The sequence below is a fragment of the Sphingomonas sp. Tas61C01 genome (genome assembly GCF_052567495.1).
On sequence record NZ_CP199583.1, the window covers coordinates 1,914,382 to 1,936,120 of the forward strand.

The following is a 21,739-nucleotide window of genomic DNA, read 5'->3' on the forward strand; positions in this document are numbered from 1 at the left end:
CGACCCCGCTTCAAGCCTTCCCCACCACGCTCTCGGGCAGGTCCTTCCCGAACACCCGCTGGTAATACTCCGCCACCAGCGGCCGTTCGGCCTCGTCGCATTTGTTGAGGAAGGACAGTCGGAACGCGAAGCCGACATCGCCGAAGATCAGCGCGTTCTGCGCCCAGGTGATCACCGTGCGTGGGCTCATCACCGTCGAGATGTCGCCGTTGACGAAGCCCTTGCGGGTCATGTCGGCGACGCGCACCATGTTCTCGACCGCCTTCTTGCCGTCGGGCTTGTCGTATTCGCCCGACTTGGCGAGCACGATCTGCGCTTCGACCGCGGCCGGCAGGTAGTTCAGCGTGACGACGATGTTCCAGCGGTCCATCTGCCCCTGGTTGATCTGCTGGGTGCCGTGATACAGCCCGCTGGTATCGCCCAGCCCGACGGTGTTGGCGGTCGCGAACAGCCGGAACCACGGGTTCGGGCGGATCACCCGGTTCTGATCGAGCAACGTCAGCTTGCCCTCGGTCTCCAGCACGCGCTGGATCACGAACATCACGTCGGGCCGCCCCGCGTCGTATTCGTCGAACACCAGCGCGGTCGGGGTCTGCAGTGCCCAGGGCAGCAGCCCTTCGCGAAATTCGGTGACCTGCTGCCCGTCCTTCAGCACGATCGCGTCGCGCCCGACCAGGTCGATGCGGCTGATATGCGCGTCGAGGTTGATGCGGATGCACGGCCAGTTGAGCCGTGCCGCGACCTGCTCGATATGCGTCGACTTGCCGGTGCCGTGATAGCCCTGCACCATCACCCGGCGATTATGCGCGAAGCCCGCCAGAACCGCCAGCGTGGTGTCCGCATCGAACACATAGGCCGGGTCCAGATCGGGCACCCGTTCGTCGGCCTCGCTGAACGCGGGGACCTCCATGTCGAGGTCGAGCCCGAACACGTCGCGGACCTTCACCATCTTGTCGGGCGCGTCCAGGATCGTGGTCTCGCGGCTGTCGGGCTGGGTATTCGGGATATCGGTCATCTGGGCCTCATGTTCGTCGAACGCATTAGGCGAACCTTCGGTCCTTACTCAACCATTCAGCGCGGGCGCGACCTTCGCCGGCAGCGCGAACAGCGCCACGAACCGCGCCGCCAGCGCCCGGTCGCCGTCGAAGCGCAACGATCCCGCTACCTCGGCTTCCTCGATCGGCCATTTGCCGTACATTAACCGCACCAGCGTCGTCGGATCGCACGCGAACATCAGATCGGCCTCGTCGATCTCCCCGCGCCGGATCACCAGCTCCTCGCGGCTCAGCCGCGCCACGAACGCATCGCCGGTGAACCGGAACGCGATCGTCAGCGCCAGATTCTCGCGGTCGCGCGCGATCATCGTCCGCAGCGACATCATCGCCGAGGCGGGCGACAGCGGCAGCATCGGATCGTGCCCCGGCGACCGCGTCGCCCAGCGTCCCAATTCCTGGAAGATCGGCTCGCTCTCCAGCCCCCACGGGGTCAGCTCGTACACCTGTACCGACGCCGGCGGCGGCAGGCGGCGCCGCATCAGGATGCCCGCGCGCTCCAGTCCCTCCAGCCGCTGGGTCAGCACGTTGGCGCTGATCCCGGTCAGGTTCGCCTTGATCTCGCCGAACCGCCGCGGGCCGTACATCAGCTCGCGCACCACCAGCAGCGCCCAGCGTTCGCCGACGAGTTCGAGCGCCCAGGCCGTACCGCACGCATCGTCGTACCAACGCTTGGTCACATTTTCTAACTTCATAGTTGCAATAGGTAACTATGCAGGGCATCAATTGCAAATGACGAGTCGGAACAGGAGCGTTTCCAGATGCCGCAGATGATCTTCGTGAACTTGCCGGTGGCCGATGTCGCGGCCTCCACCGCCTTCTACACCGCGCTCGGTTTCGACCGCGATCCCCGCTTCAGCAACGAACAGGCATCGGCGATGACCTGGTCGGACACGATCTCGATCATGCTGCTCGGGCACGATTATTATCGCACCTTCACCACCAAGCAGATCGCCGACACCCACGCCACCAACGCCGTGCTGCTGTGCCTGTCCTTCGACGACCGTGCCGGGGTCGACCGCATCACCGACGCCGCGATCGCAGCAGGCGGCCGCGAGACGCGACCGGCGCAGGACCACGGCTTCATGTACGGCCGGGCCTTCGAGGATCTCGACGGCCATGTGTTCGAGCCGATGTTCATGGACATGGACGCTGCCCTGGCCGCCTTCGCGTCGGCACCGCAGGCGGTGGAGGCCTGATGTGTCGCGGATCCGGCGCGAATTCGTCACGGCGTTCGCCGCTTTCGCGCTGACCGCCGCGCTCATCGCGGCGCAGGCCGCCTACCCGCTCACCTGATCATCCGATCGATCGGAGACGCCCATGCCCCCTCTCCCCCGCATCACCACCTTCGCCTGGGTGCCGCCCTTCGCCCGCGGCTTCGTCCGCGATATCCGCGCACGCTGGGCGTTCGAGGAGGTCGGACAGCCCTACGCGGTCGACCTCATCGACGCCCCCTACGCCAAATCGCCGGCGCACCGCCGCTTCCAGCCGTTCGGGCAGGTGCCGACCTATTCCGATGCCGCGGTCGAGATCTTCGAATCGGGGGCGATCGCGCTGCACATCTGCGAGACCGGCGGCGCACTGATTCCCGCCGATCCCGGCGCCAGGATCCGCGCGGTGCAATGGCTGATCGCCGCGCTCAACTCGGTCGAGCCGTTCGTGATGAGCCTCGCCGTCAACGACGTGTTCGAGGCGGATCGCGCATGGTCGGCGATGCGGCGACCGAAGGTGATCGAGGATCTCGGCGCGCGGCTGACCGATCTCGCCGCCGCGCTCGGCGATCGCCACTGGCTCGACGGCGACGATTTCACCGTCGGCGACCTGATGATGGTGTCCGTCCTCGGCGGTCTGCGCGGCACCGGCATCCTCGACTCCTGGCCGACTCTCGCCGACTATGTGGGGCGCGGCGAGGCTCGCCCTGCCCATCGCAAGGCGATGGCCGATCACCTGGCGGTCTATGCCGATCAAGCGGTCGCCTGAACCGCCCGTTGGAGAGAATGCCATGACCTATATCGACGGCTTCGTCACCGCCGTGCCCGCGGCCAACAAGGACGCCTATTGCGCCCATGCCCGCGAGGCGCTGCCGATCTTCAAGGAATATGGCGCGGTCCGGATGGTGGAGACGTGGGGCGACGACGTGCCCGACGGCAAGGTCACCGATCTCCGCCGCGCGGTGAAGGCCGAGCCCGGCGAGGTCGTGGTCTTCTCGTGGATCGAATATTCCGATCGCGCGGCGCGGGACCTCGCCAACGACAAGCTGATGAGCGACCCGCGGCTGCTCGCGATCGCGGGATCGATGCCGTTCGACGGCAAGCGGATGATCTATGCGGGCTTCGACGTGATCGTCGACACCGCCCCCGCCAGCGGCAGCGCTTCTCCCGAAACGGCGGGTTATGTCGACGGCCTGCTCATTCCCGTCCCCCACGCCAACCGCGATGCCTATCGTGCCGTGGCCGAGGACGCCGCAGCGCTGTTCCACGACCATGGCGCGATCCGCCTCGTCGAAGCCTGGGGCAGCGACATCCCCGACGGCACCGTCACCGACTATAAGCGCGCGGTTCGGGCCACGCCCGAGGAGAACACGGTTTTTTCCTGGATCGAATGGCCGTCGAAGGAAGCGCGCGACCGTGGCTGGGCCGGCATGATGGCGGACGAGCGCATGAAGAACCCACCCGAGAACATGCCCTTCGACGGCAAGCGCATGATCTACGGCGGCTTCGCCACGCTGCTCGACGCCTGAACCCTGGAGACAAGCAGATGAACCCGTCCACCCGCCTCGCCACCTGCCTCTGGTTCGACGGCCGTGCCGAGGAAGCCGCCCGCTTCTACGCCGCGACCTTCCCCGACAGCGCGGTCGACGCGGTCTTCCACGCGCCAGGCGACTATCCCGCCGGCAAGCAGGGCGATGTCCTGACGGTGGAGTTTACCGTGCTCGGCCAGGCTTTCCTCGGCCTCAACGGCGGCCCGCATTTCACCTTCGACGAAGCGGTGTCGTTCCAGGTCTTCACCGACACGCAGGAGGAAACCGACCGCTACTGGGCCGCGCTCACCAGCGACGGTGGCAGCCCGGGCCAATGCTGCTGGTGCAAGGATCGCTTCGGCCTGTCGTGGCAGATCGTCCCCCGCCAGCTCAACGCCGGCATGTCCGATCCCAACCCCGCCGCCGCCAAACGCGTCTTCGATGCGATGATGACGATGACCAAGATCGATATCGCCGCGATCGAAGCCGCCCGGGCGGGGTGACCGGCCAAGAGCGCCGCCCCACCAGCTACCCAAATTCCTCCCCCGGAACCGGGGGAGAGGGCCTCTCCGCGAACGCCCTGCCTCACTCAAACGAACGCCGGCGCCTGCCGCAGTTGCTGGTACGCCGCGAGCACCTTCTGCAGCATCGCCTCGTGGCTGCGGTCGCCGCCGTTGCGGTCCGGGTGGTATTTCCGCACCAGCTCCGAATAGCGCTTCCGCAGCGCCCCGCGATCCGCATCCGCCGCCAGCCCGAGCACCTTCAGGCTCGCGCGGTCCTGCCCCGACAGCGGCTTGCCGTCGCCGCGTTCGGGCGCGACCTCGCGGCGGAACCGTGCCGCGATCGCATCGAGCGGGTCGGAGAAGTCGCTCCACTTGGGCGGCTTGTCGCCCCCCGCATGCGCGAAGGCGCGGGTCTCGCGCTCCCACCCGGCGAGCGGGCGCTGGGCGTGGTGGATCTCGTCCGCCGTCATCCCGTCGAAGAAATTGTATCGCGAATTGAACGCCCGCACATGATCGAGGCAGAACCAGCGGAATGTCGGCGGCCCCGGCGAATCGCTCGCGCCTTCCAGCGGCGGGGCGCGGAACTCCCCGGCCTCCTCGCAGCCCGGTTCCATGCAGGCGCGGCCCGTCCCCGCCACGCGCCCGTGAAAGCGCGGCGAGGGTTTTTCGCGTTTGTCGTTCGTCCCGGCCACCGGCTCCCCGCATCTGCCAAAACCGGCTATATAGGCGCGATGACCGACCTCGCCACCGGCCCCGTCGCCGAACAGATCACCGCCCGTCTCACCGATGCGCTCGCCCCGTCCCACCTCGTCGTCGCCAACGAAAGTGCGCTGCACGCCGGCCATATGGGCGACGACGGCACCGGCGAGACCCATTTTCGCGTCGACATCGAAAGCCCGGCCTTTGCGGGGCTGAACCGCGTTGCCCGCCAGCGGCTGGTCAACCACGCGTTGGCCGACCTGCTCGCGACCCGGATCCACGCCCTCGCGATCCGCGCCGCCGCACCCGGCGAATGAGCGACCTTATCCCTATAGCCACGGAACCGCTTCATGCTCGATGACTTCGTTCTCCAGACGATCACCCCGGTCACCCACGATCTCGGCGGGTTCAAGGTCCACCGCACCCTGCCCAGCAAGGCGCGAACGATGGTCGGCCCGTTCCTGTTCTTCGACCAGATGGGGCCCGCGCACCTGCCGCAGGGCGGCGGCATCGACGTCCGCCCGCACCCGCACATCAACCTCGCGACCGTCACCTATCTATTCGACGGCGCGATCGATCACCGCGATTCGCTCGGCACCCGGCAGCGGATCGAGCCCGGCGCGGTCAATCTGATGACCGCGGGCCACGGCATCGTCCATTCCGAACGCTCGCCCGGCGACGAACGCGCGGCGGGCCCCGACCTGTCGGGCATCCAGACCTGGCTCGCACTGCCCGAGGCGAAGGAGGAGATCGATCCCGCCTTCGAACATGTCGCGAAGGCCGATCTGCCGATGCTCGAAGCGGAAGGCGTCACCGCACGGATCATCATGGGCTCGCTCTGGGGCCGCACCGCGCCGACCACCACCTATGCCGGCACCATCTATGCAGACATCGTGCTCGAACCCGGCGCCAGCATGCCGATCGACGCCGCCGCCGACGAACGCGCGGTCTATCTGGCGATGGGCGAAGCGACGCTGGAGGGTGTGCCGTTGGAGCCGATGGTCCTCTACGTGCTGCGCCCCGGCATCGCCGCGACGCTGCGTTCGGCGACCGGCGGCCGCGCGATGCTGTGCGGCGGCGACGCCTTCGCCACCCCGCGCCACGTCTGGTGGAACTTCGTCAGCTCGAGCCGCGACCGCATCAACGAAGCCAAGCGCGCCTGGATGGCCGGCAACTTCCCGCGGGTGCCCGGCGACGAGCAGGAATGGATCCCGATTCCCGAGGTGCCGAATACCGTCAGCTATCCTTAACCCCCCTCCCGCTTGCGGGAGGGGTCGGGGGAGGGCATGTTCCTGACGATACGCTGCGTGACGGGGCAGGCCCTCCCCTAGCCCCTCCCGCAAGCGGGAGGGGAACAATGGAAGCTTTCGAAATCAACCGCATCGCCCTCCCTACCGGCGTCGAGCTTGACGTCGCGGTCGCCGGCGAGGACGCGGGTAACGCGGTGATCCTCCTCCACGGCTTCCCGGAATCGCACCGCACCTGGCGCCACGTCGCCGGCGATCTCGCGCGCGATCATCTCGTCCTCGCGCCGGACCAGCGCGGATTCGCGCGGTCGTCCAAGCCGGAGGGCGTCGACAATTACACGCCCGACAAGATGGTCGCCGACCTGCTCGCGCTCGCCGACGAGTTCGGCATCGATCGCTTCACGCTGGTCGGGCACGACTGGGGCGGCGCGATCGCGTGGATGGCGGCGCTGCAGAACCCGCACCGCGTCGCCCGCCTCGTCATCGTCAACGCACCCCACCCCTTCGTCTTCCAGAAGACGCTGTTCGACGACCTGGCCCAGCGCGAGGCGAGCCAGTACATCACGGCCTTCCGCAACCCGCAGTTCGAACGCCACATCGACAGCATCGGCATGTCCGCCTTCTTTGACGGCAGCTTCATGAAGCACACCGATTTTGAGACGATCGCCGACGAGAAGCCGGTCTATCTCGACCAATGGCAACAGCCCGGCGCGATGACCGCGATGCTCAACTGGTATCGCGCAAGCGCGATCGTCGTCCCCGCGATGGACGAGACGCCCGATCGGCCTGTCTGGCTGGACGGCCCCTTCCCGCCGATCACCCAGCCGACGCTGGTGATCTGGGGCCTGGGCGACAAGGCATTGCTGCCGAGCCAGTTGGAGGGGCTGGAGGATTACGTCCCCGACCTGACCGTCGCGAAGGTCGACGCCGGCCATTTCGTCCCCTGGGAAAACCCGACCGCGGTCCTCAAAGCGATGCGCGACTGGGGGGTTTAGGCTTCCGCCACACCCTTTCGTCACCCCGGACTTGATCCGGGGTCCTGCTGTGTGGCGTTAGACTCGTCTTCGATCACCCATGCTCACCCTCACCCTTCGCCGCCTTCGGCGTCTTTCCCTCTCCCGGCGGGAGAGGGAGGGAGCGGCAAAATCCGCGGAAGGGTGAGGGTGATCGGTCCTGATCGAATACGAGTCTAGCGGGACCCCGGATCAAGTCCGGGGTGACGCGAAACGGAGCAGCGTCGGCGAGCTTGGAGCGATACGCAAAGGTTTCGCACAGGCGACGATGACGAACGAGGGAAGCCCGCCCCTCACGCCCCCTCATAAGCCCCCCGCCGCATCACATAGTCGCGCGTCTCGAACGGCGCCGGCAGCCCCTCCACCCAGGCGCCATGCGCATGGGTCAGCGCCACCAGCTCCATCGGCCGTTCCCCCGGCCAGCCGCGCACCCGCACCTCGTGGCGGTGAAGGTCGCGGTTCGGCTCCATCATCACCCAGCCGAGCGGCCGGTCCGCGGTCGCCCGCGCGCCCGCGGCGTCCATCGCCACCCGGATCCGATCGCGGCGGTCGGCGGGAATATATTGCCACACCACCGAGTGCATCAGCACCCGCGTCACCCCGGCCTCCTGCGGCTCGGCGAGCCGCGCCTCGATCCAGTCCGCCGCATCGCCGGCTTCCAGTGTCACGCCGTGCGCGCGGACCAGCGCGATCGTCCGCGCCAGTCGTTCCTGCCGCTCGACATTGTCGATCCACACATAGGCTTCGAGCCGCGCCGCCTGCGCCGGATCGGTGACGTCGACCGGCGCGATATCGACCCCGCGTACGCCCACGATCTCGACCGGCACGGCAGGCGGCACCACCCCGCGCCATTCCGGCCGGATCGTCACCGCCGCGTCGGCCGGCCCCGCCGCCACCCCGCCGAGATCGAAGCGGTAGCAATCGATCAGCAGGTTCAGCCCCGCGCTCGATCCGATCTCCAGCAGCTCGACCCGCGGCCCATATCGCGCGCACAGCTGCAGCAGCCCCGTCATCAGCCCAGCCGACCGCCCCGCCTCGTTGGTCTGCGGCGGCCCGTCGAGCCACGGCAGCAGCGCCGCGTCGTATCGCACCATTACCGCCTTCAGTGCCGCCGCCACTGCACCTGCGTCGGTGGTCTCCCCCGAGAATACCCGTGACAACGCCGCGTCCGCCCCCGTCCGATGCAGCGCATGCAGCCCCCCGATCAGCCGCAACGCCAGCGCATCGGCGATCGGCTCCTTCGGCCAGTCGAGTACCGCGCGCCCGGTGGCGCCGTCTCGGTCCAGCGCCGTCGCCAGCACCTCGGCGATCCGCGTCGTCACAGGAGCATCCATCGCCCGGCAATAGCCCGCCTGGATCGTGAACGCCGCCCGGTTGTCGCCCTCGCTCGCCATCGCTCCATACCTCCGTCGGCCCGTGTTGCGCCCACCCCGACGCCCAAGTAAAGCCCCGGCTCCCATGACCCGACCGATCATCATCGCCGTCCCCAAGGGGCGCATCCTTGCCGAGGCGTTGCCCCTGCTCGCCGCGGCCGGGATCCACCCCGAAGCGGCGTTCGCGGACGAGGACAGCCGCGCGTTGCGCTTCGCCACCGACGATCCCGGGATCGAGCTGATCCGCGTCCGCGCCTTCGACGTCGCCACCTTCGTCGCCCACGGCGCCGCGCAGCTCGGCATCGTCGGATCCGATGTGCTTGCCGAATTTGCCTATTCGGAGCTCTACGCGCCGGTCGATCTCGATATCGGCCATTGCCGTCTGTCGGTCGCCGAGCCCGCCGACATGGCCGAGACCGACGATCCGCGCGGCTGGAGCCATGTCCGCGTCGCGACCAAATACCCCCATGTCACCGCCGCGCACTTCGCCGCGCGCGGGGTCCAGGCCGAATGCGTCAAGTTGAACGGTGCGATGGAACTCGCCCCCACGCTTGGCCTCGCGCCGCGGATCGTCGACCTGGTATCGTCGGGCCGCACGCTGAAGGAGAACGGCCTGGTCGAAGTCGAGGTGATCACCCAGGTCACCAGTCGCCTTGCGGTCAACCGCGCCGCGATGAAGACCCGCGCCGAAGTCGTCCCGCTGGTCGAGGCATTCCGCCGCGCGACTTCCGCTCCTTCTTCCCGCCTCCCGCCTGCGGGAGGGGTCGGGGGAGGGCCTATCCCCGATCGATATCGTCACGACATGCGGACGCCCCCTCCCCTAACCCCTCCCGCAAGCGGGACGGTGATGTGATCAAACTCACCGCCACCCGCCCCGAATTCGCCGCCGCCTTCACCGCGCTGGTCGACGATCGCCGCGAGACCGATACCGACGTTGCGCGCGACGTCGCCGCGATCATCCGCCGCGTCCGCGACGACGGCGAAGCGGGCGTCCGCGCGCTGACCCTTCAGCTCGACCGCCACGACCTCGACTCGACCGGCTGGTCGATCCCGTCCGAAACCTGCGCCGCCGCCTTCGCCGCGCTCGATCCCGATCTCCGCGCCGCGCTCGAACTCGCCGCCACCCGCATCCGCGCCTATCACGAGAAGCAGCGGCCCGAGGACAGCGCCTTCACCGACGCCGCCGGGGTGCTCCTCGGCGCCCGCTGGCGCGCGGTCGACGCGGCGGGGATCTATGTCCCCGGCGGTCGCGCGGCCTATCCCTCGTCGCTGCTCATGAACGCCATCCCCGCCAAGGTCGCTGGCGTCGAGCGCCTGGTCATGGTCACCCCGACCCCGGACGGCACGATCAGCCAGCTCGTCCTCGCCGCCGCGCATCTCGCCGGCGTCGACGAGGTCTGGCGTATCGGCGGCGCGCAGGCGATCGCCGCGCTCGCCTATGGCGCCGGCCGGATCGCGCCGGTCGATGTCGTCACCGGGCCCGGCAACGCCTGGGTCGCGGAGGCCAAGCGCCAGGTCTACGGCGTCGTCGGCATCGACATGGTCGCCGGCCCGTCCGAGATCGTCGTCGTCGCCGATGCCGCCAACGATCCCGAATGGACCGCCGCCGATCTGCTCAGCCAGGCCGAACACGACACCACCACGCAATCGATCCTGTTCACCGATGACGACGAATTCGCCGATCGTGTCGCCGCCGCGGTTGACCGCCAGCTCGACGAACTCGCCACCGGCGCGGTCGCGCGCCAGGCCTGGGACGCCAACGGCGCGATCGTCGTCGTCGCCACGCTCGCCGACGCGGTGCCGCTGATCGATCGCCTGGCGCCCGAACATCTCCAGCTCGCGATCGACGATCCGCAGGCGATGTTCGACCGGGTCCGCCACGCCGGCTCTGTTTTCCTCGGCCGCTACACGCCGGAGGCGATCGGCGATTACGTCGCCGGACCCAACCACGTCCTGCCGACCGGCCGCCGCGCCCGCTTCGCCTCGGGGCTGTCGGTGCTCGATTTCATGAAGCGCACCAGCTTCCTCGGCCTCGACGAAACCGCCCTGCGCGAACTCGGCCCCGCGACCGTCGCCCTCGCCACCGCGGAGGGTCTGCCCGCCCACGCCAAATCGGTGGCGCTTCGGCTGAGGCTGAACAGCTAGCCGCTTCGCGCACCCTCCGCTAAAGCGCCCTCATGTCCCCTCCCGCAAATCGCACCAAGGCGCGCGCCGCCGCGCGTCTCGCCGCCGTCCAGGCGCTCTACCAGCACGAGATGGAGGGCACCGCGATCCCGGCCCTGCTGCACGAATTCCACAATCACCGGATCGGCGCGACCATCGAGGACGTCGACTATGCCGAGGCCGAGGTCGATTTCTTCGACGACGTCGTGAAGGGCGCCACCGCCCGTGCCGGCGAGATCGATGCCGCGATCGAACAGCGCCTCGCCAGCGGCTGGACCCTCGCCCGCCTCGACAAGCCGATGAAGGCGATCCTGCGCGCCGGCACCTACGAACTGATCGCCCGCGCCGACGTGCCGGTCGGCGCCGTGATCAGCGAATATGTCGACGTCGCCCACGCCTTCTACGACCGCCGCGAAAAGGGCTTCGTCAACGGGCTGCTCGACGCCATCGCGAAGCAGGTCCGTGTTTGATCATAACTCCTCCCCCGCCAGGGGGAGGTGGCGCGGCGAAGCCGTGACGGAGGGGGAGGTAACTCGGGACCGCGCTGGCGGCACCGCCCCCTCCACCATTCGCTTCGCGAACGGTCCCCCTCCCCCGCTGAAGCGAGGGAGGAATTAAATGACCGAAGCCGACTTCCTCGACCGCCTCCGCGCCCTCCCGCTGCACCCGGGCGCACGCGGGTTGCTCGACGACACCGCGCTGCTCGCCACCGCCCCCATCGTCGTCACCACCGATACGCTGGTCGAGGGTATCCACTTCCTCGCCACCGATCCCGCCGCCGATGTCGCGTGGAAGCTCGTCGCCACCAATCTCTCCGATCTCGCCGCGAAGGGCGCGACGCCCGAGGGGATCCTGCTCAACTATCCGCTGTCCGGCACCGCCTGGGACGAGGCGTTCCTCGCCGGCCTCGCCGACGTCCTCGCCACCTACGCGACCCCGCTGATCGGCGGCGACACGGTCACGCTCCCGGCCGGCGTGCCCCGCATCCTCACCGTCACCGCGTTCGGCCGCGACGCCGCCGCCCCGCCCCGCAGCGGCGCGCGTGCCGGCGACGCGCTCTACGTCACCGGCACGATCGGCGAGGCCGGCGCCGGTCTCGCCATCGCCGGGGGTGCCGCCGGCCCGGCGCCGCTCCTCGCCGCCTATCGCCGACCGACGCCGCGTCTCGCCGAGGGCCGTCTCCTCGCCCCCCTGGCGCACGCGATGATGGACGTGTCCGACGGCCTGCTGATCGACGCCGCCCGCATGGCCGACGCCAGCGGCGTCGCGATCACGATCGATCTCGCCGCGATCCCGCTGTCCGCGGCGTATGAAGCCTGGTCGGGCGACCGCCTCGCCGCTGCTACCGCGGGCGACGATTACGAGCTGCTCCTCGCCGCCGCCCCCGGTCTCGTCGGTCCGGTGACGCGCATCGGCAGCGTCGCGCCAGGCTCCGGCCTTACCCTTACCGCCGGCGGCGCCCCGGTCGCGCTCCCCGCCCGCCTGGGGTTCGAGCACGGCTAGCTTGCCACGACGACATCCCCGCCTATACCTTTGCCGATATGCGAGACCGGGCATGCCGGCAGCACCGAGGGAGGATGTGAATGACGACAGTCTACATCGCCATGATCTGCGGCCTGATCGCCGTGGCTTATGGTTTCGTGACCAGCCGGCAAGTGCTCGCGGCATCGCCGGGCAATGAGAAGATGCAGGACATCGCCGCCGCGATTGCGGAAGGCGCCAAGGCCTATCTAGGCCGGCAATACCGCACCATCGCGATCGTCGGCGTCGTCATCGCCGTCCTCGTCGCCTATTTCCTCGGCACCATCTCCGCGGTCGGTTTCGTCGTCGGTGCGATCCTGTCGGGCGTCACCGGCTTCATCGGCATGAACGTGTCGGTGAAGGCCAACGTCCGCACCGCGGAGGCCGCGCGCACCTCGCTGCAGGGCGGGCTGACCATGGCGTTCCGATCGGGCGCGATCACCGGCATGCTCGTCGCCGGGCTCGGCCTGCTCGCGATCACCCTCATGTTCTGGGGCCTGATCACCCAGGGCCATTACGATCTCGCGGTCGGCGCGGATCGCCGCGTCATCGTCGACACGCTGGTCGCGCTGGCATTCGGCGCCTCGCTGATCTCGATCTTCGCGCGCCTCGGCGGCGGCATCTTCACTAAGGCCGCCGACGTCGGCGCCGATCTGGTCGGCAAGGTCGAGGCGGGCATTCCGGAGGACGATCCCCGCAACCCCGCCACCATCGCGGACAATGTCGGCGACAATGTCGGCGACTGCGCGGGCATGGCCGCCGACCTGTTCGAAACCTATGTCGTCACCATCGGCGTGACGATGGCGTCGATCGCGCTGCTGCTGCCCAATTCGGACGATCTGTTCCAGCTGATGACGCTCCCGCTGCTGGTCGGCGGGGTATGCATCATCACCTCGATCATCGGCACCTATATGGTGCGGCTCGGCGGCGGCACGATCATGGGCGCGCTGTACAAGGGCTTCTGGACCACGGTCGTCCTGTCGATCCCCGCGATCTACCTCGCCACCCAGTACGTGCTCGGCGACATGAACGCCCCGCTCGGCGGTGCCGCGGCGCTAGGCGGATCGATCGCGGAGCTGTCGCCCGACAGCGCCGCCAACGTCGCCACCCCCGCCTTCACCGGCATGGCGCTGTTCTGGTGCATGATGGTCGGCCTCGCGCTGACCGGGGTGCTCGTCTGGATCACCGAATATTATACCGGGACCAATTATCGCCCGGTGCGCTCGATCGCCAAGGCGTCCGAGACCGGCCACGGCACCAACGTCATCCAGGGCCTCGCGGTCAGTCTGGAGAGCCCGGCGCTTCCGACCATCGTCATCTCGGTCGCGGTGATCGCCACCTACCAGCTCGCCGGGATCATCGGCATCGCGTTCGGCGCCACCTCGATGCTCGCGCTCGCGGGCATGGTCGTCGCGCTCGATGCCTATGGCCCGGTCACCGACAATGCCGGCGGCATTGCCGAAATGGCCGGCCTGCCCGACGACGTCCGCCAGCGCACCGACGCCCTGGACGCGGTCGGCAACACCACCAAGGCGGTGACCAAGGGCTATGCGATCGGCTCCGCGGCGCTCGCGGCGTTGGTGCTGTTCGGCGCCTACACCACCGATCTCGGCATCTATTTCCCCGAAATCACGGTGAACTTCTCGCTGAGCAACCCCTACGTCATCGTCGGCCTGCTGCTCGGCGCGCTGCTGCCGTTCAGCTTCGGCGCCTTCGGGATGACCGCGGTCGGCCGGGCCGCCGGCGCGGTGGTCGAGGACGTCCGCGCGCAGTTCCGCGACAATCCCGGGATCATGGAAGGCACCAGCCGCCCCGATTACGCGCGCACCGTCGATCTCGTCACCCGCGCCGCGATCAAGGAGATGATCATCCCGTCGCTGCTCCCGGTGCTGACCCCGATCGTCGTCTACTACGTCATCCTCGCGGTGTCGGACCAGGCGAGCGCCTTCGCGGCGGTTGGCGCGCTGCTGCTCGGCGTGATCGTTTCGGGCTTGTTCGTCGCGATCTCGATGACCTCGGGCGGCGGCGCCTGGGACAACGCCAAGAAGTACATCGAGGACGGCCATTACGGCGGCAAGGGCAGCGAGGCCCATAAGGCCGCGGTGACCGGCGACACCGTCGGCGATCCCTACAAGGACACCGCCGGGCCCGCGGTCAACCCGATGATCAAGATCACCAACATCGTCGCGCTGCTGCTGCTCGCAGCGCTCGCCGCCGGGCACGGCGCGGGGTAGGCGCCAGTCACCGGATCATGACGAAAGCCCCGTCGACAAAGGTCGGCGGGGCTTCTTCTTGCATCACTGGATCAGGCGAAATCGCCGAGCTTGGCGGCCTCTTCCTCCGCCTTCGCCTCTTCGGGCGTCACCTCGTTCTCGTCGAGCCCTTCGACCGGCTCGCTCTTCGGGTCGGGTTCGTCAGCCATAACGGTCATCATCGCTTCCCTTCGCCGAGCTAAACGCACCCGAACGCGTTTCGCCTCGCGCCCCTCCGTATCCCCGCGAAGGCGGGGATCCAGTTCTGGACTCCCGCCTTCGCGAGACCACTGCGAAACTCACTCCGTCATCCCGGACTTGCTCCGGGATCCACTGTTCCGCACGAGCATAGGTCGTTGATTTCGCGGAACAGTGGACCCCGGAACGAGCCCGGGGTGACGATAGGATTTGGCGAATTCGGTGACGTTCGCAGAGGTCTCGCGTTCGCGGGAGCAACGCCGCCCGGCACGCCGTCGCGTTTACGCACAGATCGCACCAGAATGGAGACAACTCCCTCCACAACCGCCCAAACGGACCCGACCCGGGGTTACCCCGGCGCGATCGCGCGCCACACTCTCGGCATGCGAACCGCGCCCGCGAACCAGCTCTACTATGGCGACAATCTCGACGTCCTGCGCGATCATGTCGCGACCGAGAGCGTCGACCTGATCTATCTCGACCCGCCGTTCAATTCGAACGCCAGCTACAACATCCTCTTCAAATCCCCCGACGGTGCAGGCGCGGATGCCAGTATCGAGGCGTTCGACGACACCTGGGCCTGGGGCCCTGCGGCGTCGGCGGCGCTGATGGACATCACCGAAAGCGGCAACCACAGCCTCCACGTCCTGATGCAGGCGATCCGCACCGCGATCGGCGAGAATGCGATGATGGCCTATCTCGCGATGATGGCGGTCCGCCTGGTCGAGCTCCACCGCGTGCTCAAGCCCACCGGCAGCCTGTTCCTCCACTGCGATCCCACCGCCAGCCATTACCTGAAGCTGGTGCTCGACGCGGTGTTCGGGGTGAGGCAGTTCCGCAACGAGATCGTCTGGCTCTACACTGGCCCCGGGTCGCCCGGCGTCCGCCAGTTCCTGCGCAAGCACGACACCATCTTCTGGTATGCCAAGGGCGAGACCTGGACCTTCAACGTCGACGCGGTCCGCCAGCCGCACAGCGCCAAGACCAAGGCCAACTACAAGGGCGGGCTGGTCGGGTCGGGCTTCGTCGGCGCCGATCACGTCATCCACGACGGCGGCAAGGTGCCCGAGGACTGGTGGGAGTTCGCGATCGCGCCACGCGGCAAGGAATATCTCGGCTATCCGACGCAGAAGCCGATCAAGTTGCTCGAACGCATCGTCGCCGCGGCGTCGAACCCCGGCGACGTGGTGCTCGATCCGTTCTGCGGCTGCGGCACCGCGGTCGACGCCGCGCAGAAGCTCGGCCGGCGCTGGATCGGGATCGACATCACCCATCTGTCGATCGGCCTGATCGAGAAGCGCCTGACCGAGGGGTATCGCGGCGCTGCGACGTGGCAGACGATCGGCGTCCCCGCCGACCGCGAAAGCGCCGAACGCCTCGCCGCCGACGATCCCCACCAGTTCCAGCAATGGATCGCACTGAAACTCGGCGGCTGGCCGTGGAAGGGCGGCAAGAAGGGTGGCGACCGCGGCGTCGACGGTTATTTCTACTATGTCGGTGCAAACGGCCAGACCGAGACCGGGGTGATCTCGGTGAAGGCGGGCGCCCACGTCAACCCGTCGATGGTCCGCGATCTCGGCCGGGTAATGGCCCGCGACGGCCACGCCCTCGGCCTGTTCGTCTGCGCTGCCACCCCGACCCGCGGCATGGCCGACGAAGCCGCCAGCCACGGCCTGATCCAGACTGAATTCGGCCGCTTTCCCGCGCTCCAGATCTTCACCCTCGCCGAACTCTTCCAGGACCGCCACCCCCGCCTCCCGCCGCTGGTCAGCCCCAATCGCCGAGCCAGCCGCGTCGAAGTCCGCCCCTCGCACCAGCCCGGGTCGCAGCGGGAATTATTGTAGCCGAGGGAGAGAAAAGCTCGCCCTCTCCGTCACCCCGGACTTGATCCGGGGTCCCGCTAAAGCGCGGCTACGTGGCACAGCGGGACCCCGGATCGAGTCCGGGGTGACGAGAGGGTCGTGCCGAGCGCTACGCTGCGCAGCAGCAACCCTCCCACCTTAGAGCGCCCGATCCCGCCCCATTTGCGACACCTCCGCGTCTCCGCGCGAACCCCCTTCTTCCGCCGTCCCCCTCTCCAACGCCTCCCCTGTCCTACACCCCGAACCTATGCCACAATCCCCGCCGCTCTTTCTCACCGTCGGCCCTCACACCCGCGCCCGCGCCAAGGTCCGACTTTCGTGCCTCTTCACCTCGACCCACCCTCAACTTATTCAACATTCGCGCCCGCCTTTCCTTTTCCGGCCCCTTCGGCTAAGGCGCCGGCTCACGAATTCCCGACATTGCTAGAGGTTTGTTTGGCCAAGGAAGAACTGCTCGAAATGCGCGGACAGGTGGTGGAGCTTCTGCCCAACGCCATGTTCCGCGTCCGGCTCGAAAACGATCACGAAGTCCTGGGCCACACCGCGGGCAAGATGCGCAAGAACCGCATCCGCGTGCTCGTCGGCGACGAAGTGCTCGTCGAAATGACGCCCTACGATCTGACCAAGGGGCGGATCACCTACCGGTTCATGCCGGGACGCGGTGGCCCCGGCCCGTCCTGATCCGCGTCTCCGGGCGTATAGTCCCGTGACCTTCGTTCTCGCTTCCTCGTCCCCGCGCCGGCTCGAACTGCTCGCGCGGCTCGGCATCGTGCCCGATCGCATCGCCGCGCCCGAGATCGACGAGGCGCCGCTGAAGGCCGAGCCGCCCCGCGCCTATGTCCTCCGTATCGCGCTCGCCAAGGCCGCCGCGATCGATCGTGCCGCGGACGAGATCGTCCTCGCCGGCGATACCACGGTCGCGGTCGGTCGCCGCATCCTCGGCAAGCCAGCCGACGAGGCCGATCTGCGCCGCATGCTCGCCTTGCTGTCGGGGCGGCGCCATCACTGCCTCTCCGCGGTCGTCGCGATCGCCGCCGACGGCACCGTCCGCCACCGTGTATCGGACACGATCCTCGCTTTCCGCCCGCTCGGGCCGGCGGAGATCGACGCCTATGTCGCCTCGGGCGAGGGCATGGGCAAGGCGGGCGGCTATGCGATCCAGGGCCGCGCGGAGGCGTTCGTCCGGTTCATGGCGGGCAGCCATTCGGGCGTCGTCGGGCTGCCGCTCGCCGAGACCCGCGCGCTGTTGAAGGCCGCCGGCGTGCCGCTTGCCTGAGTGGCTCTACGAAGCCGGCATTGGCGAAGCCCGTGCCGCGCTGGTCGATGGCGACGCGATCGTCGAGGCGATCGTCGAGCGCGATGGCCTCCGCCTCGGCACCGTCGCCCGCGCCCGGCTCATCGATCTGATCCCCGGCAACATGGGCCGCGTCGCGCTGCCCGACGGCGAAGCGCTGCTGACCCGCATCCCGCCCGGCGTCACCCAGGGCGCGACCCTCACCGTCGAGATCGTCCGGGAGGTCATTCCCGAACCCGGCCGCCCCAAGCTCGCCCGTGCCCGCGCCACCGATGCCGCGCCCGTGCCCGGCCACGATCTGCTCGCCCGGATCGTCGCCACCGGCATCCCGGTCCGCCACTGCCTCGCTCATCAGCCCGACGCGCTGGAGGCGGCAGGCTGGTCCGAAGTCCTCGACGAGGCGATCACCGGCGAGATCGTCTTCCCGCTCGGCAGCCTGCGCCTCTCTCCCACCCCGGCGATGACGCTGTTCGACGTCGACGGCCCCGCCCCGATCGAACCCCTCGCGCTAGCCGCCGCGCGCAGCGTCGCGCTGGCGATTCGCCGCCACGGCATCGGCGGATCGATCGGCATCGACTTTCCGACCCTGCCGGGCAAGGCCCCGCGCCAGGCGGTGGCCGAGGCGATCGACGCGCATCTGCCGCCGCCGTTCGAACGCACCGCAGTCAACGGCTTCGGCTTCCTCCAGATCGTCCGCCCCCGCCCCCGCGCCTCGCTGCCCGAGCTGCTCCGCGCCGACGCCGCCGGCACCGCCGCCCGCGCGGTGCTGCGACGGATCGAGCGCGAACCGCCCGGCGCGCCGCTCGCGCACCGTCTGCCCGCCGCGGTGGTCGGCTGGCTGACCGCGCGCCCAGCCCTGCTCGCGGAACTCGCTCGCCGTACGGGCGTCGTCCACCGACTGGAGACCCTCTGATGGCCAAGCCCTGCCCGATCTGCGACAAGCCAGCGACCGCCGCCCAAGACCCGTTCTGCTCGCGCGGCTGCCGCGATCGCGACCTGCTGCAATGGCTCGGCGACGGCTATCGCATCCCCGGGCCGCCGGCCGACCAAGACGGGGTGGACAGCGACAAAAGCGCCGACTAAAGCCGCCGCTCCCGAACGGCGTTCGGGCATGCCCGGGTAGCTCAGTTGGTAGAGCATGCGACTGAAAATCGCAGTGTCGGCGGTTCGACCCCGTCCCCGGGCACCATGACCCAGCCACCCACAAAAACATTCGCCCGCCATCGCGGCCCTGGGCCGGATGACGGGCGAACGCCTACGCCTACTCGACGGTGGATCAGAACCCGGCGGTGATCGCGAACAGCAGCTTGCCCGATGCGATCGACGACCCGTCCTTGGTCGACGAGAAATTCGGCTGCAGCGGCGCGGCCTCGCGGCGGCTGATGTCGGTGTCGACATAGGCGACGCCCAGCGTCACCGGACCGACGACATAATCGACGCCCGCCATCCAGTCCCAGTATTTGCCGGTCGGCGCGACGCTGGTGCCGTTGGGGCCGAGGCCGGGGTTGCCGTCCGAATAGCCGATATGCACCTTGGCGGTCAGCGGCGTGTTGGGAATGCCCGCATTGGCGTCGCCCCAGAGGTACAGATTGTCCTCCTTGTCGCCGGCATCGTCATAGGGCGCGCCGGCCAGCACCGCCTGCGCATTGGCGCCGGTGAACGACCAGTTGCCGAGCGCCTGCTGCTTGGGCGCATAGGCGACGCCGGCGAGCAGGTTGAGCGGACCCGCGGTGCCGCTGAGCTTCACATAAGGTTCGGCGAAGTCGGTCTTGTCGGATCCGCCCGGATACATGTACCAGGTCAGCCCGATGTCGACTGCCCCGCCGCTGATCGGCAGCTTGTACCCGGCGATCAGATCAAGCTCCATGTTCGATCCGCCGAACGTTCCCCAGCCGGCCAGGTTCGATCCCCAGGTGCCGATATAGACGCCGCTCTCGTGCGAGATGGTGAAGCCGCCCTGGATCGCCATCTCCTCGTCGGACTGGGAAACGCCGCGGAAGCGATAGTCGTTGACCAAGCCGACGCTGCCGCTGACCTTCAACGGCGGCGGAGGCGCGGTTTCCTGCGCGGCGGCGGGTGCAGCCAAGGCGAATAGAGATGCCGCTGTTGCGGTGACGAGATATTTCATGGGACCCCTTTCGAAAGAAAGCTCAGGTCCCTCCTGCGTCGGTCCCGCCGGCGCGCTCGTCTCGCAGTCGCGAGTGGGCGCAGGTCGTTCCCGATACGGTCATATACCTGCGCATGAATTGCAGGGCAATGCTCGATCGTGACGCTACGTTGCTCGCGGGGGCGCTAGGACCATTCTGCGCCACGAGTGTTGCCCCGCAGCCACGGTACCAAAAATGCCGGCGAGTTGATCCGTCGAGTCAGCGCCCCACATCGGCGATGACGACGCGGCAATTCCCGGTGCCGCGCGCAGGCAAGGACGAAGCATTGGCGGATCAGCGCGACGACAAGGGGCGATCGGTGCCGAGCGGGCGGCTGGCGCGGCTCGGGGTGTTCGGCCGGATGGCGGGCGGCGTCGCCGGCGGCATGGTCGCGGAAGGCGCACGGCGGCTGGCGAACGGCGAACGACCGCGGATCGGCGACATGCTGCTCACCCCCGCCAATGCGGTCCGCGTCGCGGACCAGCTGGCACATCTTCGCGGCGCGGCGATGAAGCTCGGGCAGATGATCTCGATGGACGCGGGCGACATGCTGCCGCCCGAGCTCGCGACGATCCTGGCGCGGTTGCGCGAACGCGCGCACCATATGCCGCCGCAACAGCTCAACGCCGTGCTCACCGCGGAGTGGGGCCGCGACTGGCGCCGCAAGTTCGCGCAGTTCCAGGCGCATCCCGTCGCTGCGGCGTCGATCGGGCAGGTCCACCGCGCGCGGCTGCCCGACGGCCGCGAACTCGCGATCAAGGTCCAGTATCCCGGCGTCAAGCAGAGCATCGACGCCGACATCGACAATGTCGCCACCCTGCTCCGCGTCTCGGGCGTGCTCCCCGCCGGGCTCGACATCGCGCCCCTGCTGGTCGAGGCCAAGCGCCAGCTCCACGAGGAGGCGGATTATCTGCGCGAGGGCGCGATGATGACCCGCTACGCCGAACGGCTGGCCGATGCGCCCGGCTTCGCGGTGCCGAGCCTCTACGAACCGCTGACCACCGCCAACGTCCTCGCGATGACCTTCGTCGAAGGCGTGCCGGTGGAATCGCTGGAAACCGCGCCGCAGGAGACCCGGGACCGCGCGATGGCCGATCTGATCGCGCTGGCGCTGCGCGAACTGCTCGACTGGCGGCTGATGCAGACCGATCCGAACTTCGCCAACTACCGCTGGCAGCCCGACACCGGCCGCATCGTGCTGCTCGATTTCGGTGCGACCCGCAGCGTGCCTGCCGCCACGTCGGACGGCTATCGCGACCTGCTGTTCGCGGGGCTCGCGGGCGATCGCGACGCGGTTCGCGACGCCGCGGTCGCTGCCGGGTTCCTCGGCGCACCCGCTGTCCTGCGTCACCGCGCGCTGGTCGACCGGATGATCGATGTCATCTTGGGCGAACTCGACAAGCCTGGCCCGTTCGACTTCGGCGATCGCGCGTTCGTCGGGGTGCTGCGTGAACAGGGCACCGAGATGGCGCGCGACCGCGAGAGCTGGCACATTCCGCCGGTCGACACGCTGTTCGTTCAGCGCAAGATCAGCGGGACCGCCCTTCTCGCAGCCCGCCTGAAGGCACGGGTCGATGTCCGCGCGATGGTCGCCGCCCATGCCGCGGCGGCCGAACCGCGATCCGATCCTCCCCTGCAAGGGGAGGTGGCTGGCGCCAGCCAGACGGCGGGGTGA

The 21,739-nt window shown here is 68.7% G+C and carries 23 protein-coding genes and 1 tRNA gene; 19 read left to right on the plus strand and 5 right to left on the minus strand.

The features are described 5' to 3' along the window. Positions 1-10 precede the first annotated feature (10 nt). Positions 11-1,015, minus strand: a complete 1,005-nt coding sequence (gene cobS / locus ACT009_RS08860) for a cobaltochelatase subunit CobS (protein ID WP_445190738.1) — start codon at positions 1,013-1,015, stop codon at positions 11-13. Between the two features lie 48 nt (positions 1,016-1,063). Further along, the gene (locus tag ACT009_RS08865; RefSeq protein WP_445190739.1) at positions 1,064-1,732 is read right to left on the minus strand and encodes a winged helix-turn-helix transcriptional regulator; all 669 of its coding nucleotides are present in this window, start codon (positions 1,730-1,732) and stop codon (positions 1,064-1,066) included. Between the two features lie 81 nt (positions 1,733-1,813). Between ACT009_RS08865 and ACT009_RS08870 the strand changes: the two genes are divergently transcribed. The 4 genes from ACT009_RS08870 (at position 1,814) to ACT009_RS08885 (ending at position 4,295) form a co-directional block, all read left to right on the plus strand. Next, on the plus strand, positions 1,814-2,251 hold the full coding sequence (locus ACT009_RS08870) for a VOC family protein (RefSeq protein ID WP_445190740.1): 438 nt from the start codon (positions 1,814-1,816) through the stop codon (positions 2,249-2,251). A 121-nt stretch (positions 2,252-2,372) separates the two neighbouring features. Beyond that, complete coding sequence (locus tag ACT009_RS08875; protein ID WP_445190741.1) at positions 2,373-3,032, plus strand: glutathione S-transferase family protein; 660 nt, start codon at positions 2,373-2,375, stop codon at positions 3,030-3,032. 22 nt (positions 3,033-3,054) lie between these two features. Then, positions 3,055-3,792 carry a DUF1428 domain-containing protein gene (locus tag ACT009_RS08880; protein WP_445190742.1) on the plus strand — a complete coding sequence of 246 codons (738 nt, stop codon included), beginning with the start codon at positions 3,055-3,057 and terminating at the stop codon, positions 3,790-3,792. 17 nt (positions 3,793-3,809) lie between these two features. Beyond that, positions 3,810-4,295, plus strand: coding sequence for a VOC family protein (locus tag ACT009_RS08885; protein ID WP_445190743.1), 486 nt, complete (start codon positions 3,810-3,812; stop codon positions 4,293-4,295). A gap of 86 nt (positions 4,296-4,381) precedes the next feature. Here the strand turns inward: ACT009_RS08885 and ACT009_RS08890 are convergent, their stop codons facing one another. After that, positions 4,382-4,909: a J domain-containing protein gene (locus ACT009_RS08890; RefSeq protein ID WP_445194051.1), complete on the minus strand. Its 528-nt coding sequence runs from the start codon at positions 4,907-4,909 to the stop codon at positions 4,382-4,384. Between the two features lie 117 nt (positions 4,910-5,026). Between ACT009_RS08890 and ACT009_RS08895 the strand changes: the two genes are divergently transcribed. The 3 genes from ACT009_RS08895 (at position 5,027) to ACT009_RS08905 (ending at position 7,236) form a co-directional block, all read left to right on the plus strand. Beyond that, positions 5,027-5,311 (plus strand): BolA family protein, encoded by a 285-nt coding sequence (locus ACT009_RS08895; RefSeq protein ID WP_445190744.1) that lies wholly within the window; start codon positions 5,027-5,029, stop codon positions 5,309-5,311. A gap of 33 nt (positions 5,312-5,344) precedes the next feature. Continuing rightward, positions 5,345-6,244 (plus strand): pirin family protein, encoded by a 900-nt coding sequence (locus tag ACT009_RS08900; RefSeq protein WP_445190745.1) that lies wholly within the window; start codon positions 5,345-5,347, stop codon positions 6,242-6,244. 107 nt (positions 6,245-6,351) lie between these two features. Next, on the plus strand, positions 6,352-7,236 hold the full coding sequence (locus ACT009_RS08905) for an alpha/beta fold hydrolase (protein ID WP_445190746.1): 885 nt from the start codon (positions 6,352-6,354) through the stop codon (positions 7,234-7,236). Positions 7,237-7,547: 311 nt separating this feature from the next. Here ACT009_RS08905 and ACT009_RS08910 read toward each other — a convergent pair whose 3' ends face one another. Then, the gene (locus ACT009_RS08910; RefSeq protein ID WP_445190747.1) at positions 7,548-8,648 is read right to left on the minus strand and encodes a DUF2332 domain-containing protein; all 1,101 of its coding nucleotides are present in this window, start codon (positions 8,646-8,648) and stop codon (positions 7,548-7,550) included. Positions 8,649-8,712: 64 nt separating this feature from the next. On the opposite strand from ACT009_RS08910, the gene hisG reads away from it, so the two are divergent. The 11 genes from hisG (at position 8,713) to ACT009_RS08965 (ending at position 19,106) form a co-directional block, all read left to right on the plus strand. Beyond that, complete coding sequence (hisG, locus tag ACT009_RS08915; protein WP_445190748.1) at positions 8,713-9,480, plus strand: ATP phosphoribosyltransferase; 768 nt, start codon at positions 8,713-8,715, stop codon at positions 9,478-9,480. Further along, positions 9,477-10,772, plus strand: coding sequence for a histidinol dehydrogenase (gene hisD, locus ACT009_RS08920; protein WP_445190749.1), 1,296 nt, complete (start codon positions 9,477-9,479; stop codon positions 10,770-10,772). Before hisG ends, hisD begins: the two co-directional genes overlap by 4 nt. Positions 10,773-10,804: 32 nt before the next feature. Continuing rightward, the gene (gene nusB / locus ACT009_RS08925) at positions 10,805-11,260 is read left to right on the plus strand and encodes a transcription antitermination factor NusB (RefSeq protein WP_445190750.1); all 456 of its coding nucleotides are present in this window, start codon (positions 10,805-10,807) and stop codon (positions 11,258-11,260) included. Between the two features lie 148 nt (positions 11,261-11,408). Next, positions 11,409-12,293: a thiamine-phosphate kinase gene (gene thiL, locus ACT009_RS08930; protein WP_445190751.1), complete on the plus strand. Its 885-nt coding sequence runs from the start codon at positions 11,409-11,411 to the stop codon at positions 12,291-12,293. Positions 12,294-12,373: 80 nt separating this feature from the next. Continuing rightward, positions 12,374-14,545 (plus strand): sodium-translocating pyrophosphatase, encoded by a 2,172-nt coding sequence (locus tag ACT009_RS08935; RefSeq protein ID WP_445190752.1) that lies wholly within the window; start codon positions 12,374-12,376, stop codon positions 14,543-14,545. 599 nt (positions 14,546-15,144) lie between these two features. Beyond that, on the plus strand, positions 15,145-16,605 hold the full coding sequence (locus ACT009_RS08940) for a DNA-methyltransferase (RefSeq protein ID WP_445190753.1): 1,461 nt from the start codon (positions 15,145-15,147) through the stop codon (positions 16,603-16,605). 453 nt (positions 16,606-17,058) lie between these two features. Further along, a complete protein-coding gene (gene infA / locus ACT009_RS08945) occupies positions 17,059-17,304 on the plus strand; it encodes a translation initiation factor IF-1 (RefSeq protein WP_183987054.1) in 246 nt (81 codons plus the stop codon). A gap of 25 nt (positions 17,305-17,329) precedes the next feature. Beyond that, positions 17,330-17,899, plus strand: a complete 570-nt coding sequence (locus ACT009_RS08950) for a Maf family protein (protein WP_445190754.1) — start codon at positions 17,330-17,332, stop codon at positions 17,897-17,899. Next, a complete protein-coding gene (locus ACT009_RS08955; protein WP_445190755.1) occupies positions 17,892-18,830 on the plus strand; it encodes a ribonuclease in 939 nt (312 codons plus the stop codon). The genes ACT009_RS08950 and ACT009_RS08955 overlap by 8 nt, the downstream gene beginning before the upstream one ends. Continuing rightward, on the plus strand, positions 18,830-19,000 hold the full coding sequence (locus ACT009_RS08960) for a DNA gyrase inhibitor YacG (protein WP_445190756.1): 171 nt from the start codon (positions 18,830-18,832) through the stop codon (positions 18,998-19,000). Before ACT009_RS08955 ends, ACT009_RS08960 begins: the two co-directional genes overlap by 1 nt. A gap of 30 nt (positions 19,001-19,030) precedes the next feature. Then, positions 19,031-19,106 (plus strand) — tRNA-Phe (locus ACT009_RS08965). Between the two features lie 87 nt (positions 19,107-19,193). Here ACT009_RS08965 and ACT009_RS08970 read toward each other — a convergent pair. Then, a complete protein-coding gene (locus ACT009_RS08970) occupies positions 19,194-20,045 on the minus strand; it encodes a TorF family putative porin (RefSeq protein WP_445190757.1) in 852 nt (283 codons plus the stop codon). Positions 20,046-20,302: 257 nt separating this feature from the next. Here ACT009_RS08970 and ACT009_RS08975 point away from each other — a divergent pair, with 257 nt between their 5' ends. After that, positions 20,303-21,739, plus strand: coding sequence for an ABC1 kinase family protein (locus ACT009_RS08975; protein WP_445190758.1), 1,437 nt, complete (start codon positions 20,303-20,305; stop codon positions 21,737-21,739).

What these genes read in the sequence shown, in the direction of transcription:
- cobS (WP_445190738.1), bottom strand. Translation starts at nt 1,015, where the DNA reads ATGACCGATATCCCGAATACCCAGCCCGACAGCCGCGAGACCACGATC.
- ACT009_RS08870 (WP_445190740.1), top strand. Translation starts at nt 1,814, where the DNA reads ATGCCGCAGATGATCTTCGTGAACTTGCCGGTGGCCGATGTCGCGGCC.
- ACT009_RS08875 (WP_445190741.1), top strand. Translation starts at nt 2,373, where the DNA reads ATGCCCCCTCTCCCCCGCATCACCACCTTCGCCTGGGTGCCGCCCTTC.
- ACT009_RS08880 (WP_445190742.1), top strand. Translation starts at nt 3,055, where the DNA reads ATGACCTATATCGACGGCTTCGTCACCGCCGTGCCCGCGGCCAACAAG.
- ACT009_RS08885 (WP_445190743.1), top strand. Translation starts at nt 3,810, where the DNA reads ATGAACCCGTCCACCCGCCTCGCCACCTGCCTCTGGTTCGACGGCCGT.
- ACT009_RS08890 (WP_445194051.1), bottom strand. Translation starts at nt 4,909, where the DNA reads ATGGAACCGGGCTGCGAGGAGGCCGGGGAGTTCCGCGCCCCGCCGCTG.
- ACT009_RS08895 (WP_445190744.1), top strand. Translation starts at nt 5,027, where the DNA reads ATGACCGACCTCGCCACCGGCCCCGTCGCCGAACAGATCACCGCCCGT.
- ACT009_RS08900 (WP_445190745.1), top strand. Translation starts at nt 5,345, where the DNA reads ATGCTCGATGACTTCGTTCTCCAGACGATCACCCCGGTCACCCACGAT.
- ACT009_RS08905 (WP_445190746.1), top strand. Translation starts at nt 6,352, where the DNA reads ATGGAAGCTTTCGAAATCAACCGCATCGCCCTCCCTACCGGCGTCGAG.
- ACT009_RS08910 (WP_445190747.1), bottom strand. Translation starts at nt 8,648, where the DNA reads ATGGCGAGCGAGGGCGACAACCGGGCGGCGTTCACGATCCAGGCGGGC.
- hisG (WP_445190748.1), top strand. Translation starts at nt 8,713, where the DNA reads ATGACCCGACCGATCATCATCGCCGTCCCCAAGGGGCGCATCCTTGCC.
- nusB (WP_445190750.1), top strand. Translation starts at nt 10,805, where the DNA reads ATGTCCCCTCCCGCAAATCGCACCAAGGCGCGCGCCGCCGCGCGTCTC.
- thiL (WP_445190751.1), top strand. Translation starts at nt 11,409, where the DNA reads ATGACCGAAGCCGACTTCCTCGACCGCCTCCGCGCCCTCCCGCTGCAC.
- ACT009_RS08935 (WP_445190752.1), top strand. Translation starts at nt 12,374, where the DNA reads ATGACGACAGTCTACATCGCCATGATCTGCGGCCTGATCGCCGTGGCT.
- ACT009_RS08940 (WP_445190753.1), top strand. Translation starts at nt 15,145, where the DNA reads ATGCGAACCGCGCCCGCGAACCAGCTCTACTATGGCGACAATCTCGAC.
- ACT009_RS08960 (WP_445190756.1), top strand. Translation starts at nt 18,830, where the DNA reads ATGGCCAAGCCCTGCCCGATCTGCGACAAGCCAGCGACCGCCGCCCAA.
- ACT009_RS08970 (WP_445190757.1), bottom strand. Translation starts at nt 20,045, where the DNA reads ATGAAATATCTCGTCACCGCAACAGCGGCATCTCTATTCGCCTTGGCT.
- ACT009_RS08975 (WP_445190758.1), top strand. Translation starts at nt 20,303, where the DNA reads ATGACGACGCGGCAATTCCCGGTGCCGCGCGCAGGCAAGGACGAAGCA.